Raw genomic sequence first — 13,891 nt, forward strand, 5'->3', positions numbered from 1 at the left:
GACTTAGCTTACGGAAAAATGCGCGGCGATGCCACGAAAACTGCTGAAAAGCGCGTGTCAGCCAGCGGTTTTAGGACGGAGCCCGGGGATGGCCTGCTGCTCAATCCGCTGAATCATCAGCGCGGCAATGTTAAGGCCGCTGCTGGTTTCGATGCCTTCCAGACCGGGCGAGGCGTTCACTTCCATCACCAGCGGACCGCGATGAGCGCGCAGAATATCGACACCGGCGACTTCCAGCCCGAGCGTGGCCGCTGCTTGCACGGCGATCTGCCGCTCCTGAGGCGTGATGACCACCGGATACGCTTTACCGCCGCGATGCAGATTAGAGCGGAAATCGCCCTCTTTCGCCACCCGCTCTATTGCTGCCACCACCTGATTGCCGATCACCAGACAGCGAATATCTCGTCCCTGTGCTTCTTTAATAAACTCCTGCACCAGAATGTGGGCGTTCAGGCCGCGAAAAGCATCGATGACGCTCTCCGCCGCCTGACGCGTTTCCGCCAGTACCACACCGATGCCCTGCGTGCCTTCCACCAGCTTAACCACCAGCGGCGCGCCGCCCACCATGGCGATCAGATCGTCAGTGTCATCGGGTGAAGAGGCAAAGCCGGTGACCGGCATGTCGATGCCTTCCCGTGCCAGCAGCTGCAGCGAGCGCAATTTATCCCGGGTGCGGGTTATGGCGGCGGACTCATTCAGCGGATAGCTGCCGCACATCTCAAACTGTCGCAGCACTGCCGTGCCATAGAAAGTAATGGCGTTGCCGATTCGCGGAATAACGGCGTCGAAATGGCCCAGCGGTTCACCACAATAGTGAACCGCCGGTGAGGCGGGATTGATATTCATATAGCAGGAGAGCGGATCGATGATTTGCACCTCGTGGCCGCGCGCGGCGGCCTCGTCACGCAATCGTCGGCTGGAGTAGAGCGTCTCATCGCGCGACAAAATGGCTATCTTCATCGCAGCTCTCCCTTGATGGATTAACGCGTGGCCCAGCCCTGCTGATGCAGATAGTCGAGCATAAACGGACGCGTCTCTTTAACGATCAGCCGCTGAATCAGCTCGCTCCAGGTTTCGCTACGCTGGTTGCTGTCGCGCTGCTGATAATAGAGTTCTGTGCGGCTGTCGTATTCTGCCAGCACTGCCGGATCCAGTGGCTGATAGCGGTTTTCATGCACCAGCATCGCATGCGGCATACGCGGTTTGACGTCCGGCTTTGACTCCGGATGCCCCAGGCAGAAACCAAACAGCGGCAGCACAAATTTTGGCAGGCCCAGCAGCTCGGTCACTTCCGCAATGCTGTTACGAATGCCGCCGATAAAGACGCCGCCCAGATCCAGCGATTCCGCTGCGACCATCGCGTTCTGTCCCATCAGCGCGGTGTCGACGCAGCCCAGCAGCAACTGCTCGGCACGGCCCAGTTGCGCATCCGGGCAAATCTGCAGGTGGCGATTAAAATCAGCGCAGAAAACCCAGAACTCAGGCGCATCCGCGACCCACGTCTGTCCGCCCGTCAGCGTCACCAGCTTGTCACGCAGCGCTTTGTCGGTGATACGGATAATAGAAGAACACTGTAAAAAGCTGGATGTGGACGCCGATTGCGCCGCATTAATAATCGCTTCACGCTGGGCTTCGCTGACCGGCTGGTCAGTAAAGGCGCGGATTGAACGGTGGCTGCACAGTAAATCAATGGTCGGTGTCATAAAGTCTCCAGCAACATTATCTTTTTTTATCAATCTGATTGAACAACTGTGGCGCGATAGCTTTCGCGGTGCGCCACATCAATAGCCAGGCAGCAGGCAGCATCAGCACCACGCCGGCGATGAACAGCACGGTAGCCAGCGTTCTGGCACCAGCCTTGTCTGGCAGCGGCAGCCAGTGGTTGATCAGCAGCAGCGCACCCAGAATTAACAGGCCGCCAGCCGCCTCCAGCACCAGGATAAACCGGGGTAATCTGGCCACACTCTGCATCACTTCCTCCTGCCTTTGCGGCTTACTGAGCGTCAATTATGGCCAACAACCCAAAAATTGCGCGGGTTACACGGGCTGCCGTTGTGAAAAAGCTCTTGTTTCAGACGCTTCCTGAACGGCGGCAATAGCGTGCGGGCATCAGACTAACAGGCAAATCCTGCTTTCCTTAAGCGATACGAGCGGGCATGATGGTTGCCATTCTCTGTTTGATTATGTGATACGCATCACATAATAGTCGCTGCAAGGAGTTCTCAATGATTGCTGTTATTTTTGGTCGTCCGGGCTGTCCCTACTGTGTCCGTGCCCATGAACTGGCCGACAAACTGACCGCGGAGCGCGATGACTTTAGCTATCAGTATGTTGATATTAATGCAGAAGGCATTACTAAAGCCGATCTGGAAGCCAGCGCCGGTAAACCGGTCAGTACCGTGCCACAGATTTTCGTGGACGAAAAACATATTGGTGGCTACACCGAGTTTGCGGCCTGGACCAAAGAGAATCTGGGATTTGTCGCGTAAGCGCAGATAACCGGAATGAAAAAGGCGAGGCAGGATTTTCCTGTCTCGCCTTTTTGCTCTCTGGCTGATGCCAGCCATCCGGCACCGTTTAGTTGAGCGACGCCATCACAATCTGCATTAACCGTACCAGCAACGCCCCGCAGCCTGCCCAGAACAGCGCACTGAGACTCCATGCGATGGCAAACAGTCCGCTGCTGTGAATAAACAGGCTGTTATTGAGCAGCAGTGCTGCCAGCAACGTTCCCCAGAGCCCCATCAGCAGCGTGCTTTTTAACGGGCTTTCCACCTGCATCAACGCCATCACAATACCAGGTAACATAAAGAGCAGTAATTCGGGCTGACCACGAAGCGGGCCGGGACCGACCTGCCAGAAGTGACAGGTAAAAACAAACACCAGACTGTACATCACCACGCCGCACAGGCGGGTAGTCCAGAGATAAGAACGCTGCGGCATACCACCCCACTGATTAAAAGTAACCCCGACAATAACCTGCTGATATCCCTGATGCGTTCTGGTGGAAATAAAAATAAACAGTTCGTTGTGGCAACGAATGAAAACAGCCAATGGCTGTGAAAGATATTTGTGATTAGAATAGCGCCGCGATAACGGTTCCATTTGCAGTGTTGATACAACAGCACCTCAACGGCTTGCTCACGATAGCGAAAAACAGGCCACTCTTCAACAGGTTACACGTAAACAAGAAGTTAAACAGTGAATATTAACGTCGCAGGATTGTTAAGCGGAAATGACATTTTGTTATTATTTGTCGTTTTAGCGCTCGGCCTCTGTCTGGGCAAGTTGCGTCTTGGCTCAGTTCAGCTGGGAAATTCGATTGGCGTATTAGTGGTTTCGCTCTTATTAGGGCAGCAGCACTTCGCGATCAATACCGATGCATTGAGTCTGGGCTTTATGCTGTTTATTTTTTGTGTTGGTGTTGAAGCGGGTCCCAACTTTTTTTCTATTTTCTTTCGCGACGGCAAAAACTATTTCATGCTCGCCATCGTCATGGTGGTCAGCGCGCTGTTGCTGGCACTGGGGCTGGGTAAACTCTTTGGCTGGGATATTGGTCTTACCGCCGGCATGCTGGCCGGGTCGATGACCTCAACCCCGGTGCTGGTCGGGGCGGGTGATACCCTGCGGCAAAGCATCAGCGATCCAAAGCAGCTTGGATTGATGCAGGATCAGCTGAGCCTCGGTTATGCCGTGACCTATCTGATCGGCCTGGTCAGTCTTATTTTCGGCGCACGCTACCTGCCCCGTCTGCAACATCAGGATCTGCCGACCTGTGCGCAGCAGATTGCCCGGGAACGCGGTCTGGATGCGGACAGCCAGCGTAAAGTCTTTCTGCCGGTGATCCGCGCCTATCGCGTGGGCCCGGAACTGGTGGCGTGGAGCGGCGGCAAAAACCTGCGCGAGCTGGGTATCTATCGTCAGACAGGTTGTTACATTGAGCGTATCCGCCGCAACGGTATTCTCGCCAGTCCCGATGGGGATGCGGTGCTGCAGCTTGGTGATGATATCTCGCTCGTCGGCTATCCCGATGCACATGCCCGGCTTGACCCCAGCTTCCGTAACGGCAAAGAGGTGTTTGACCGCGATCTGCTGGATATGCGCATCGTCACCGAAGAGATCGTCGTGAAGAACCATAACGCAGTAAACAAACGGCTCAGCAAGTTAAACCTTACCGATCACGGCTGCTTCCTGAACCGCGTAATACGCAGTCAGATTGAGATGCCGATCGACGACAGCATCATGCTCAACAAAGGTGATGTGCTGCAGGTCAGCGGCGAGGCGCGACGGGTAAAAAGCGTGGCAGATCGCATCGGCTTTATCGCGATTCACAGTCAGATGACCGATCTCCTGGCCTTCTGTGCCTTCTTTATCGTGGGTCTGATGATTGGTCTGATTACGTTCCAGTTCAGCAATTTCAGTTTTGGTATCGGTAACGCGGCGGGTCTGCTCTTCGCCGGTATCATGCTCGGCTTCCTGCGCGCCAACCATCCGACCTTTGGCTATATTCCGCAGGGCGCGCTTACCATGGTGAAAGAGTTTGGCCTGATGGTATTTATGGCGGGTGTAGGATTAAGCGCCGGCAGCGGGATTAATCACGGCCTGAGCAGCGACGGTGCGCTGATGCTGTTGTGCGGTCTGCTGGTGAGCCTGATTCCGGTGATCATCTGCTATCTGTTTGGTGCCTATGTGTTGCGGATGAACCGCGCCCTGCTGTTTGGGGCCATCATGGGCGCGCGAACCTGCGCACCGGCTATGGAGATCATCAGCGATACGGCACGCAGTAATATTCCGGCGCTGGGCTATGCCGGAACCTATGCGATCGCTAACGTGTTACTGACGCTGGCGGGGACGCTGATTGTGATTATCTGGCCGATACTGCCCCTATAAAATTTTTTTGCTGACGTCCAGAACTTTATTGTTAAGCGATAGTCATAATAAGTGCCACTGCTTTTCTTTGAAATCCCCAAATTGTGGAGCCCGCTGGTCTTTTTCCCGGCGGGTTTTTTTATGCCTTTTTTCGTCCCATCCCGCGCTTCCATACCGGAATCAACTCTCAAACCGTCATAAAACTTAAACAGTTGTGCAACTCATCATGAGATTAAGAGCCTTTCCATAGACGAACTGGCCGACAAAAAGCAGGATAGCGCTCTGATAAGTTAGCAAATTGTGCTGCTTGATTGGTTGGGCGCGCTGTCGCTGAACGTTTATTTGCCGCTGTTATCGAGCCTGGGTGACCGGATGTTACCTGACGCTGATGACCGGCCTGTCTGCTGAGGAATTTATCCCGAAATGGAAGAGCTGAACCACGCACTGTTTACTGCCATCAATGCCACACCGGCGTCACCCACCTGGTTGCTGCAACTGGCGACCTTTATTGCCAGAGATCTCATCGCCATTGTGCCGCTGTTAATCGTCGGGATGTGGCTCTGGGGACCGCGCGATCAGGTTTCTTCGCAGCGGGCGCTGGTACTGAAAACCGGTATGGCGCTGATCTATGCGCTGGCAATCTCCTGGTGTGTGGGTCATCTGCTGCCGCATCCCCGCCCTTTCGCCATTGGCTACGGTTATCAGTTCCTGCCTCACGCCGCCGATGACTCCTATCCCAGCGATCACGGCACAACAATATTCACCTTTGCTCTGGCATTTATTTTCTGGCATCGCCTCTGGTCAGGCGTGGTGCTGATGGTGGCGGGTTGCGCCATCGCCTGGTCGCGGGTCTACCTGGGCGTTCACTGGCCAATGGATATGCTGGGTGGATTCCTGGTGGGTCTGCTGAGTTGTCTGGCGTCACATCTGGCGTGGCAGTTCTACGGCGAGCGGATGCTGGCGGTGATCAACCCACTCTATCGGGCGCTGTTTGCCGTGCCGATTCGTAAGGGCTGGACGCAGAATTAAAATAAGTGGCTGCTCATATGCCTGAATCAGGATCTCACAGCAACGTATAAAATTAACGCGAAGGGAACACGGTCAGAAGAGGAAGCGTCCCGCGGCATGGATAAAAACGCCAGGCGTTTTTGAACAACGCAACGCGCTGGCCCGGCTACGGGCGCACCTCAGGGATGAGGTGCGTAATTGCGCGGGCCGGGCATGTCAGGGACTGGCCTTAGCGTCTTTCCGATCTGACCGTGTTCCCTGAGCAGGCGCGATATGACCGCTATTTGAGAAGCATGAATCAACAACTCAGGGACACATCAGCGTCCCTGCTTACTTATGAAAACCACTTCCCGAACCAGCCGTTGAACTTCATCATCACAAAATCAATCATCCGGCTGAAGAAGCCGCCTTCCGGCACATCCTGCATCACCACCAGCGGCCGCTGCTCAATCGTCTTACCGTCTAACTGAAAGTCGATGGTACCAACCACCTGATTCTTCTTCAGCGGGGCTTCGAGTTGTGGCGTAGTGAGTCTGAAACTCGCCTTCAGGTTCTTCATCTGCCCTTTCGGGATGGTCAGCGCGGCATCTTTCGCCACGCCCAGATTCACCTGGCTCTTATCACCAAACCAGACCCGCTGCTGCGCAAACGGCGCATCCGCTTTAATCGGCGTTACCGTTTCAAAGAAACGGAAGCCCCATGTCAGCAGCTTTTCACTTTCGCGGAAACGAATCGCGTCGCTGGCGGTGCCGAGCACCACCGAGATCAGGCGCATATCGCCCTCGGTCGCGGAAGCCACCAGGTTATTACCCGCGCCGGAGGTGTGACCGGTTTTGACGCCATCCACCTTAAGGTTGGTGCTCCACAACAGGCGGTTACGGTTAATCTGGCGAATATTGTTGAAGGTAAACTCTTTCTCTTTATTCAGTGCGTACTCTTCGGGCACATCGCGGATCAGCGCCTGGGCAATCAGCGCCATATCTCGGGCCGTGCTGTACTGGCCTTCTGCATCCAGACCATGCACCGTCATAAAGTGGGTATTTTGCAGTCCCAGCGCCTTCACATAGTTGTTCATCAGGCCGATAAAGGAATCCTGACTGCCCGCCACATAATCTGCCAGCGCAATACAGGCGTCATTGCCGGACTGGATCACAATCCCTTTGTTCAGCTCATGCACCGGAATGCGATCGCCCGGCTTGAGGAACATCAACGAAGAGCCACGCAGCTTAGGATTACCGGTCGCCCAGGCATCCTGTCCCACCGTGACCAGGTCATCCGGTTTGATTTTGCCCGCTTTAATCGCCTGACCGACTACGTAGCTGGTCATCATCTTGGTCAGACTGGCAGGATCGAGACGCTGATCGGCGCTGGATTCGGTTAACACTTTACCGCTGGCGTAGTCGATCAGAATCCACGCTTTAGCATCAATGCCGGGCGCAGCGGGAGCCTGCTCAGCAAAAGCGCTAAGGGGGGCGATAATCAGTAATGAAGTGGCAACGAGGTGCCGCAGGCGAGATGTGAAGCAAGAGTTTGTCATGGGCTTGGCCGGATTGTCCTTGTTAAATCGAAATTCCAGGGGCAGAAAATTCTCACTCAAACGCTAACCGTTGACGGCAGTGAAAAAAACCGCCGAATCGTAAAGTTTTTTAGAGTTTAGTAGAGTAACCCTGGCATAAGGGCCGCGCGCGTGTCGCTTTTCCCCACATCTGTCACTTTCAAAACTGCGTGAAATTCCGATTTTTCGCAGAAGCGTTAAGCCCGTCACAATTATCGGCTAACCTGAAAGCCAGTCAGCCGAGGAGACCACCCATGGACTTAGCCCTTTTTGATCTTGATGAAACACTGATTTGTGAAGACAGCACCAGCCTGTGGCTGCGCTGGCTGGTATCACAGGGATTTGCCCCCAGCGAACTGATTGATCAGGAACAGGCATTAATGAATCAGTATTATGCCGGTACGCTGTCGATTGAAGAGTATATGAATAAAACACTCTCCCCTCTGGCAGGCATGGCGACACTGACCGTTGAAGGCTGGGTGCGCCGCTTCATTCACCGTGACATCATGCCACGCGTTTATCCTGCAGCACGCGAGCGCATTGAGTGGCACCGGGCACGCGGCGACAGAGTGATGATCATCTCCGCCAGTGGCGAACATCTGGTGGTGCCGATTGCTGAGAAGCTGGGTGCCTGCGGCGCGCTGGCGATTGGCGTTGAGATCGTGGATGAGCGCTACAGCGGCAACACCTACGGTACCATGACCTACAAAGAGGGCAAAGTGACCCGCCTGGGTGACTGGAAAGCGCTGCAGCAGCAGGAGAACTTTAACCGTACCTGGGCCTACAGCGATTCCATGAACGACCTGCCACTGCTGAAGCAGGCCGATCATGCCCACGTTATCAATCCGGATGAACAGCTGCACCAGGAAGCGCTAAACCGCGGCTGGCAGGTTTATCACTGGGCGCGATAATCCAGAGCCTTCCTGGCAGACATCGTTGTTTCAGTCAGTCGGGACACGAACTACGCGCAACAACCAGCACGTACGGATTACGTGCTGGTTGTGAGCACTGCTCTGGTCCAGACTGACAAATAAAATCGTCTGCCAGGTCTTGCTCTTAGCCGCGGGACGCGCCAGCGTCCTGCGCTAATCCCACTTTCAGTAGCTTACCATTGGCCTCATCGGTCAGCACATAGAGCCAGCCATCCGGTCCCTGCCGCACATCACGGATTCGCGCCATCTGATCGCCCAGCAGGCGCTGCTCTTCCACCACTTTTTCGCCGTTGAGACTCAGACGGATCAGGTTTTTCTCTTTCAGTGCCCCGATGAACACCGAATTCTTCCACTGCGGAAAACGGGCGCTATTATAAAATGCCATGCCACTGATGGCCGGCGAATCCTTCCAGTGATAAAGCGGCTGTTCGGTGCCTGCAGCATGGGTGCCCTTTGATTCCGGCACTTTATCGCCGTTGTAGTCAATGCCGTACGTCGCCAGCGGCCAGCCGTAGTTTTTGCCACGGCTCATGATATTCACTTCATCGCCACCGCGCGGGCCATGTTCATTTTCCCATATCGTGCCGGTCCAGGGATTAAGCGCCAGTCCCTGCGGATTACGCAGACCATAGGCCCAGATCTCTGGCCGCGTGCCGGGCTTTTTCACAAACGGATTATCGTCCGGCACGCTGCCATCGGCGTTGAGCCGCAGCAACTTGCCCTGCAGCTTATCGAGATCCTGGGCTGCGCTGCTGACAAAATTATCGCCGAACGCGATCCAGAGGTATCCCTGGGTATCAAACGCCAGCCGGGTGCCGATATTGTTGCCGCTGGAGAGCATCGGCGTCTGCCGGACTACCTCGCGGAAATCGCTGAGTTGTCGGTTATCCGGACTCAGCGTCCCGACACCCACGACGGCACCCGCTTTGCCGCTGCTGTTCGCCTCAGTGTAGCTGAGCCAGACGCGACGGCTGGTCGCAAAATCGGGTGCCAGCACCACGTCCAGCAGACCACTCTGCCGTTCTGCCCAGACCTTTGGTACACCCTGGATCGGCTGCGACAGGCCACTCTGCGGACTCCAGCTGCGCAGCGCTCCGCTACGCTCAGTAATCAGCAGCGTTTTGTTGTCGGGCAGGAAGGCAACAGACCATGGATGTTGTAACTTATCCTGCAGTACCTCGACCTTTACGTCGGCGGCAAACAGTGGTGAGGCGCAAAGCAGCGCGCCGCCGAGCACAAGAGCAGTCGAAAAACGGGACATAAGGTTCTCCTGACGGGATAGCGTGCCCTTAAGCGTAGTCATCCGCTGCGTGGTGAACCTGAGGATTTACAAAAGATTAAACAGGGCGACAAGGATGTGCCGCCCCGAAAGGTTATGGCGCGTTGAAACTGACCGTGTCACGAACCAGCGTATCAATAACCGGCTTCAGATCATCAAAGGTGACTGGCGTCGTGCTGTTACTGACCGTTTTGCCAACGGCTTTTCGCACGATCCGGATCAAGGGTTTGCCGGTCACGGCATCGCTGGCTTCAATCTCCAGGAACAGTTCACTGTTCGGAATTCGGTGGACGGATGCCGCCATGGTGCTGGCGACGACTGCCGCGATCGGCACGACTTCGTAAAACTGTACGCCCTCGTTCTCTGCCGAGACGGCGGTGATCGCGGCACGCACTTTAAGAGTATGTGGCGAAGCCTGATTAACCAGCGGCAGACGGGTGGCAATCGCCCCTTTCAACTGAATATCGGTGTAACTGCGTATCTGATCCAGCGTCTGCTGACTGACACGAGCCGTAGGCCGGGCAGCCGGATAGAACACGACCGGTGTATAGAGCACATCCTGATACTGGCTGCTCTTATAGTCGGGAGAAATCCAGCGCAGAGTCGGTTCCCCGCTGGCTGACTCAGAGGGCTTCAGCTGGCTGTAATCCGCTAAGAAACCCGAATAGTGCTGCTTGTCTGCACCATGAGAAGTACATCCACTGAGCAACAGTGCGGAGACTGCCAGCAGAGCAGCAATGGACGGTATACGCATGATCAACTCGCTTGTGTCAGGAAGGTTTAAGCAAGCATAGATAAATCACGGGGAAAAGGCTGAAAATAAGCGGTGTTTTAAGGGGTTATCTGTGCGGAAGGTAGGAATATACCCGCTGCATAACGCAGCGGGTGAAAGCCATTACTCGAAGCAGGTATCAGGATTATCTGACAGGGTGATGAACTGCTTACCGCCCTGGGTCAGCGCCATGATGGTGCCGCTTTCGATATCGTAAACCCAGCCATGCAGACGCAGCTTACCGTTACGCAGGGCAACGGAGACCGACGGATGAGTCTTCATGTTGTTCAGCTGAGCGATAACGTTCTCTTTGACCATCTCGTTCAGTTTCTTCTCTGGTGAGTCATACTCACGCTGCTCGACGACCGCCTTTGCTGCATCGGCATAGCGCAGCCAGTGCTCAACTGCAGGCATGGTATCCATGCAGGCACAGGAAGCGATGGCGTTCATGGCACCGCAGTTGGAGTGACCGCAGATGATGATGTCTGAGACGCCCAGCGCGACCACAGCATATTCGATCGTAGCGGAGACACCGCCCGGCTCCGGGCCAAATGAGGGAACGATGTTGCCCGCATTGCGGATAACGAACAGCTCTCCTGGCTCCTGCTGCGTCACCAGTTCAGGCACCAGACGGCTGTCTGAACAGGAGATAAACAGCGCTTTCGGATTTTGATTTGACGCCAGGCTTTTGAAAAGATCCTTCCTTTCAGGAAACACATTCTGCTGGAAATTCAGAAATCCGTTGATGATCTCTTTCATTATTTAGCTCTCACATTATCCATTTCATTACCTGAGGGGCATAGCCCCCTCAGTGGGGTTTGCTGGTTTATTATTAATGAAAACAAGTGAATATCAACCCGCGTTTTTCAGACAACCCTGAAGCGCTGGCATCGTCAGCGTTTCGCTTATTCACCATCCAGCGTTCCTGGAGCCGATTTCTTTTTACAGCACGGGAAGTTACTGGAAAAGGCAGAGGGCGATCCACCCACTTTTTTTGTCTGCGTCCTGAACCGGCTTTTACGCGTTTTTTCACTACTTTACGTCGCAGTTTGACCGAAACCAAAGATTTCTGTTTTGCATCTGGCCTTTCAGGGCAGGAAAAGGGGAGCAGGATAACGCCCGGAGAATGAGCCGGGCGGGTTCAGGCAATGATGTCAGCCACGGTGGAGGTGGCCGGGGGAGGAGATTTAGCGGTTAACCATACTGCTGCTGATGCGCCTTCTTGCGTCGCAGGTAGTCCTCGTCTTCACGTAGTTTGTCCCAGTAACCCTTGAAAATGGCCGCTGCAGCAGCCTTTTCCTCGTTGACGCCACGCGGCAGCTCCTTGCCATCCGCGTCATATTTGCGCCCGCCTTTGTGGTTGCTGTAACGACGCGCTCGGGTGTATCCCATCTGGATAAATTTGCGCGCCATATCCATGCCGACAAAATCGTCCTGACGCCGGTAATCCTCAAACAGCGCCATGATTTTTTCAGCCGACTCTTCAGCAATGGGGACGGTGCGAAAACGCCAGTGCGGCAGAATTTCGCCTTTATAAGGCTCGACCATCAGCACACCCTGCTCACCTCGCCCGACCTGATAAAGCTCGGGATGCTGGCGGAAGTCGATCGTGCTGAAGTCCTGATCATAATCGAAAGGTTTCATCTCTTTAGTTTAGGATCAAGTGCGTCACGTAGCCCGTCGCCGAGCAAATTAAATGCCAGAACCGTGAAGAAAATCGCCAGGCTGGGAAAAATCGCCACGTGCGGGGCAATCACCATGTCGGCCCGCGCCTCATTCAACATTGCGCCCCACTCCGGCGTTGGCGGCTGGGCGCCCAGCCCGAGAAACGACAGACTGGCGGCAGTGATAATGGAAGTCCCTACCCGCATAGTGAAATAGACCACAATCGGCGATACCGTGCCGGGCAGAATATGCCGCATCAGGATTGTCCAGTCAGACGCGCCGATGCTGCGTGCCGACTCAATATAGGTCTGATGCTTCAGCACCAGCGTGTTACCGCGTACCAGTCGGGCAAAGGCCGGGATACTGAAGATAGCGACTGCCACAATCACGTTGCTCATGCCGCTGCCCATAATGGCCACCACCGCAATCGCCAGCAGAATGCCGGGAAAGGCAAACAGCACATCACAGATGCGCATGGTGATACGGTCCCACCAGCCTTCGTAATACCCGGCCAGCAGACCAAACAGCGTGCCAATCACTGCGCCAATGACCACCGAGAAAAAGCCGGCAATGAGAGAGATACGCGTGCCGACCAGCACGCGGCTGAAGATATCGCGCCCCAGCGAATCGACGCCAAAGAAATGCATCAGCGACGGCCCGTCGTTGAGCCGGTCATAATCGAAGTAGTTCTCGGCGTCGAACGGCGCAATCCACGGGGCGATCACCGCCAGCACAATCAGTATCAGCACAAACACCCCGGCCAGCAGCGCCACCGGCTGACGCCGGAAACGTCGCCAGAACTCACGCCACGGCGTACGCACCCGGTTCTCCGCTATCAGCGGCATCGTTTTCAGTGCCGCTTCACGTCGCCAGTTTTTCATCGCGACTCCTTAAAGCGAATAGCGGGGTTGATCACCGCATAGAGCATGTCGACAAACAGATTGATCAGAATAAACTCCAGTGAAAACAGCAGTACTTCGGCCTGAATAACCGGATAGTCACGCATCGCCACGGAGTCGACCAGCAGACGCCCCAGGCCCGGCCAGTTAAACACTACCTCGACCACGATTGAGCCACCCAGCAGAAAACCAAACTGCAGCCCCATCATCGTGACCACCGGAATCATCGCGTTGCGCAGGCCATGTTTCACCACCACCAGCGACTCGCGTACCCCTTTAGCCCTGGCGGTGCGCATGTAATCTTCCTGCATCACCTCCACGAACGAGGCGCGGGTAAAGCGTGCCATGACCGCCGCGACCGCTGCACCTAAGGTGATGGAGGGCAGAATGTAATGCTTCCAGCTCTCAGCCCCGACGGTGGGCAGCCAGCCCAGCTCAACCGAGAAGACCTGCATCAGCAGCATCCCCAGCGCAAAGGCGGGAAACGAAATGCCCGACACCGCCAGCGTCATGCCGAGCCTGTCGGGCCAGCGGTTACGCCAGACCGCCGAAACGATGCCGATGGTCATGCCAAAAATCACCGCCCAGATCATGCTGGCCAGCGTCAGCCACAGAGTCGGCATAAAGCGCGAGGCGATCTCATCCGCAACCGGGCGTTTGGAAACCATCGACTGACCAAAATCACCCTGCAACGCATTCAGCATGAAGTGCCAGAACTGCTGTGGCAGCGGCAGATCGAGACCCAGTTCCTGACGCACCAGCGCCACCACCGAGGCATCCGCTTCCGGCCCGGCGATCAGGCGTGCCGGGTCGCCCGGCAGCAGGTGAACAAACAGGAATACCAGCACCGCCACAATCAGCAGCGTGGGGATCAGCCCAAACAGTCGTTTGAGAAAGTAGTTAAACATGCAA

16 protein-coding genes are annotated in these 13,891 nt (G+C 55.4%); 5 read left to right on the forward strand and 11 right to left on the reverse strand.

The window, feature by feature from the left end; all coding sequences use genetic code 11:
- Nucleotides 1-57: 57 nt before the first annotated feature.
- From rimK to ACTJKZ_RS08075, 3 genes are read right to left on the reverse strand one after another with little or no spacing between them, the layout of a single operon-like run.
- Nucleotides 58-960 carry a 30S ribosomal protein S6--L-glutamate ligase gene (rimK, locus tag ACTJKZ_RS08065; RefSeq protein WP_161734276.1) on the reverse strand — a complete coding sequence of 301 codons (903 nt, stop codon included), beginning with the start codon at nucleotides 958-960 and terminating at the stop codon, nucleotides 58-60.
- A 20-nt stretch (nucleotides 961-980) separates the two neighbouring features.
- The gene (nfsA, locus tag ACTJKZ_RS08070) at nucleotides 981-1,703 is read right to left on the reverse strand and encodes an oxygen-insensitive NADPH nitroreductase (protein WP_161734278.1); all 723 of its coding nucleotides are present in this window, start codon (nucleotides 1,701-1,703) and stop codon (nucleotides 981-983) included.
- 16 nt (nucleotides 1,704-1,719) lie between these two features.
- Nucleotides 1,720-1,971 carry a DUF1418 family protein gene (locus ACTJKZ_RS08075; RefSeq protein ID WP_440829437.1) on the reverse strand — a complete coding sequence of 84 codons (252 nt, stop codon included), beginning with the start codon at nucleotides 1,969-1,971 and terminating at the stop codon, nucleotides 1,720-1,722.
- A 254-nt stretch (nucleotides 1,972-2,225) separates the two neighbouring features.
- On the opposite strand from ACTJKZ_RS08075, the gene ACTJKZ_RS08080 reads away from it, so the two are divergent.
- The gene (locus tag ACTJKZ_RS08080) at nucleotides 2,226-2,489 is read left to right on the forward strand and encodes a GrxA family glutaredoxin (protein WP_003849263.1); all 264 of its coding nucleotides are present in this window, start codon (nucleotides 2,226-2,228) and stop codon (nucleotides 2,487-2,489) included.
- A gap of 88 nt (nucleotides 2,490-2,577) precedes the next feature.
- Here ACTJKZ_RS08080 and ybjM read toward each other — a convergent pair whose 3' ends face one another.
- Nucleotides 2,578-2,943: an inner membrane protein YbjM gene (gene ybjM, locus ACTJKZ_RS08085; protein ID WP_161734282.1), complete on the reverse strand. Its 366-nt coding sequence runs from the start codon at nucleotides 2,941-2,943 to the stop codon at nucleotides 2,578-2,580.
- Between the two features lie 258 nt (nucleotides 2,944-3,201).
- Here ybjM and ACTJKZ_RS08090 point away from each other — a divergent pair, with 258 nt between their 5' ends.
- Together ACTJKZ_RS08090 and ybjG are read left to right on the forward strand one after the other, a co-directional pair.
- On the forward strand, nucleotides 3,202-4,890 hold the full coding sequence (locus ACTJKZ_RS08090; protein ID WP_013357276.1) for an aspartate:alanine antiporter: 1,689 nt from the start codon (nucleotides 3,202-3,204) through the stop codon (nucleotides 4,888-4,890).
- Nucleotides 4,891-5,292: 402 nt separating this feature from the next.
- Nucleotides 5,293-5,898: an undecaprenyl-diphosphate phosphatase gene (ybjG, locus tag ACTJKZ_RS08095; RefSeq protein ID WP_285086018.1), complete on the forward strand. Its 606-nt coding sequence runs from the start codon at nucleotides 5,293-5,295 to the stop codon at nucleotides 5,896-5,898.
- A gap of 313 nt (nucleotides 5,899-6,211) precedes the next feature.
- Here the strand turns inward: ybjG and ACTJKZ_RS08100 are convergent, their stop codons facing one another.
- Complete coding sequence (locus tag ACTJKZ_RS08100) at nucleotides 6,212-7,414, reverse strand: serine hydrolase (RefSeq protein ID WP_253421443.1); 1,203 nt, start codon at nucleotides 7,412-7,414, stop codon at nucleotides 6,212-6,214.
- 272 nt (nucleotides 7,415-7,686) lie between these two features.
- On the opposite strand from ACTJKZ_RS08100, the gene ACTJKZ_RS08105 reads away from it, so the two are divergent.
- A complete protein-coding gene (locus tag ACTJKZ_RS08105; RefSeq protein WP_161734288.1) occupies nucleotides 7,687-8,343 on the forward strand; it encodes an HAD family hydrolase in 657 nt (218 codons plus the stop codon).
- A 145-nt stretch (nucleotides 8,344-8,488) separates the two neighbouring features.
- Here the strand turns inward: ACTJKZ_RS08105 and ACTJKZ_RS08110 are convergent, their stop codons facing one another.
- The 3 genes from ACTJKZ_RS08110 to ACTJKZ_RS08120 all read right to left on the reverse strand — a co-directional run bounded on the left by ACTJKZ_RS08110 (nucleotide 8,489) and on the right by ACTJKZ_RS08120 (nucleotide 11,174).
- A complete protein-coding gene (locus ACTJKZ_RS08110; RefSeq protein WP_440829438.1) occupies nucleotides 8,489-9,625 on the reverse strand; it encodes a PQQ-dependent sugar dehydrogenase in 1,137 nt (378 codons plus the stop codon).
- Nucleotides 9,626-9,737: 112 nt separating this feature from the next.
- Nucleotides 9,738-10,397, reverse strand: coding sequence for a DUF3313 domain-containing protein (locus tag ACTJKZ_RS08115; RefSeq protein ID WP_440829439.1), 660 nt, complete (start codon nucleotides 10,395-10,397; stop codon nucleotides 9,738-9,740).
- 141 nt (nucleotides 10,398-10,538) lie between these two features.
- Nucleotides 10,539-11,174 carry a carbonic anhydrase gene (locus ACTJKZ_RS08120; RefSeq protein ID WP_128085280.1) on the reverse strand — a complete coding sequence of 212 codons (636 nt, stop codon included), beginning with the start codon at nucleotides 11,172-11,174 and terminating at the stop codon, nucleotides 10,539-10,541.
- An 86-nt stretch (nucleotides 11,175-11,260) separates the two neighbouring features.
- Between ACTJKZ_RS08120 and ACTJKZ_RS08125 the strand changes: the two genes are divergently transcribed.
- Complete coding sequence (locus ACTJKZ_RS08125) at nucleotides 11,261-11,545, forward strand: hypothetical protein (protein ID WP_161734294.1); 285 nt, start codon at nucleotides 11,261-11,263, stop codon at nucleotides 11,543-11,545.
- Nucleotides 11,546-11,609: 64 nt separating this feature from the next.
- Here ACTJKZ_RS08125 and ACTJKZ_RS08130 read toward each other — a convergent pair whose 3' ends face one another.
- From ACTJKZ_RS08130 to gsiC, 3 genes are read right to left on the reverse strand one after another with little or no spacing between them, the layout of a single operon-like run.
- A complete protein-coding gene (locus ACTJKZ_RS08130) occupies nucleotides 11,610-12,059 on the reverse strand; it encodes a DUF4385 domain-containing protein (protein ID WP_095707465.1) in 450 nt (149 codons plus the stop codon).
- Nucleotides 12,056-12,961, reverse strand: coding sequence for a glutathione ABC transporter permease GsiD (gene gsiD / locus ACTJKZ_RS08135; RefSeq protein ID WP_222924286.1), 906 nt, complete (start codon nucleotides 12,959-12,961; stop codon nucleotides 12,056-12,058). The genes ACTJKZ_RS08130 and gsiD overlap by 4 nt, the downstream gene beginning before the upstream one ends.
- Nucleotides 12,958-13,887: a glutathione ABC transporter permease GsiC gene (gene gsiC, locus ACTJKZ_RS08140; RefSeq protein WP_013357265.1), complete on the reverse strand. Its 930-nt coding sequence runs from the start codon at nucleotides 13,885-13,887 to the stop codon at nucleotides 12,958-12,960. The genes gsiD and gsiC overlap by 4 nt, the downstream gene beginning before the upstream one ends.
- Between the last annotated feature and the right edge of the window lie 4 nt (nucleotides 13,888-13,891).

The organism is Pantoea sp. 22096 (assembly GCF_052045955.1).
GTDB lineage: Bacteria > Pseudomonadota > Gammaproteobacteria > Enterobacterales > Enterobacteriaceae > Pantoea > Pantoea alfalfae.

Bases quoted from the DNA above. Each gene is read 5' to 3' on its own strand.
- rimK (WP_161734276.1), bottom strand. From the start codon at position 960: ATGAAGATAGCCATTTTGTCGCGCGATGAGACGCTCTACTCCAGCCGA.
- nfsA (WP_161734278.1), bottom strand. From the start codon at position 1,703: ATGACACCGACCATTGATTTACTGTGCAGCCACCGTTCAATCCGCGCC.
- ACTJKZ_RS08075 (WP_440829437.1), bottom strand. From the start codon at position 1,971: ATGCAGAGTGTGGCCAGATTACCCCGGTTTATCCTGGTGCTGGAGGCG.
- ACTJKZ_RS08080 (WP_003849263.1), top strand. From the start codon at position 2,226: ATGATTGCTGTTATTTTTGGTCGTCCGGGCTGTCCCTACTGTGTCCGT.
- ybjM (WP_161734282.1), bottom strand. From the start codon at position 2,943: ATGCCGCAGCGTTCTTATCTCTGGACTACCCGCCTGTGCGGCGTGGTG.
- ybjG (WP_285086018.1), top strand. From the start codon at position 5,293: ATGGAAGAGCTGAACCACGCACTGTTTACTGCCATCAATGCCACACCG.
- ACTJKZ_RS08100 (WP_253421443.1), bottom strand. From the start codon at position 7,414: ATGACAAACTCTTGCTTCACATCTCGCCTGCGGCACCTCGTTGCCACT.
- ACTJKZ_RS08105 (WP_161734288.1), top strand. From the start codon at position 7,687: ATGGACTTAGCCCTTTTTGATCTTGATGAAACACTGATTTGTGAAGAC.
- ACTJKZ_RS08110 (WP_440829438.1), bottom strand. From the start codon at position 9,625: ATGTCCCGTTTTTCGACTGCTCTTGTGCTCGGCGGCGCGCTGCTTTGC.
- ACTJKZ_RS08115 (WP_440829439.1), bottom strand. From the start codon at position 10,397: ATGCGTATACCGTCCATTGCTGCTCTGCTGGCAGTCTCCGCACTGTTG.
- ACTJKZ_RS08120 (WP_128085280.1), bottom strand. From the start codon at position 11,174: ATGAAAGAGATCATCAACGGATTTCTGAATTTCCAGCAGAATGTGTTT.
- ACTJKZ_RS08130 (WP_095707465.1), bottom strand. From the start codon at position 12,059: ATGAAACCTTTCGATTATGATCAGGACTTCAGCACGATCGACTTCCGC.
- gsiD (WP_222924286.1), bottom strand. From the start codon at position 12,961: ATGAAAAACTGGCGACGTGAAGCGGCACTGAAAACGATGCCGCTGATA.
- gsiC (WP_013357265.1), bottom strand. From the start codon at position 13,887: ATGTTTAACTACTTTCTCAAACGACTGTTTGGGCTGATCCCCACGCTG.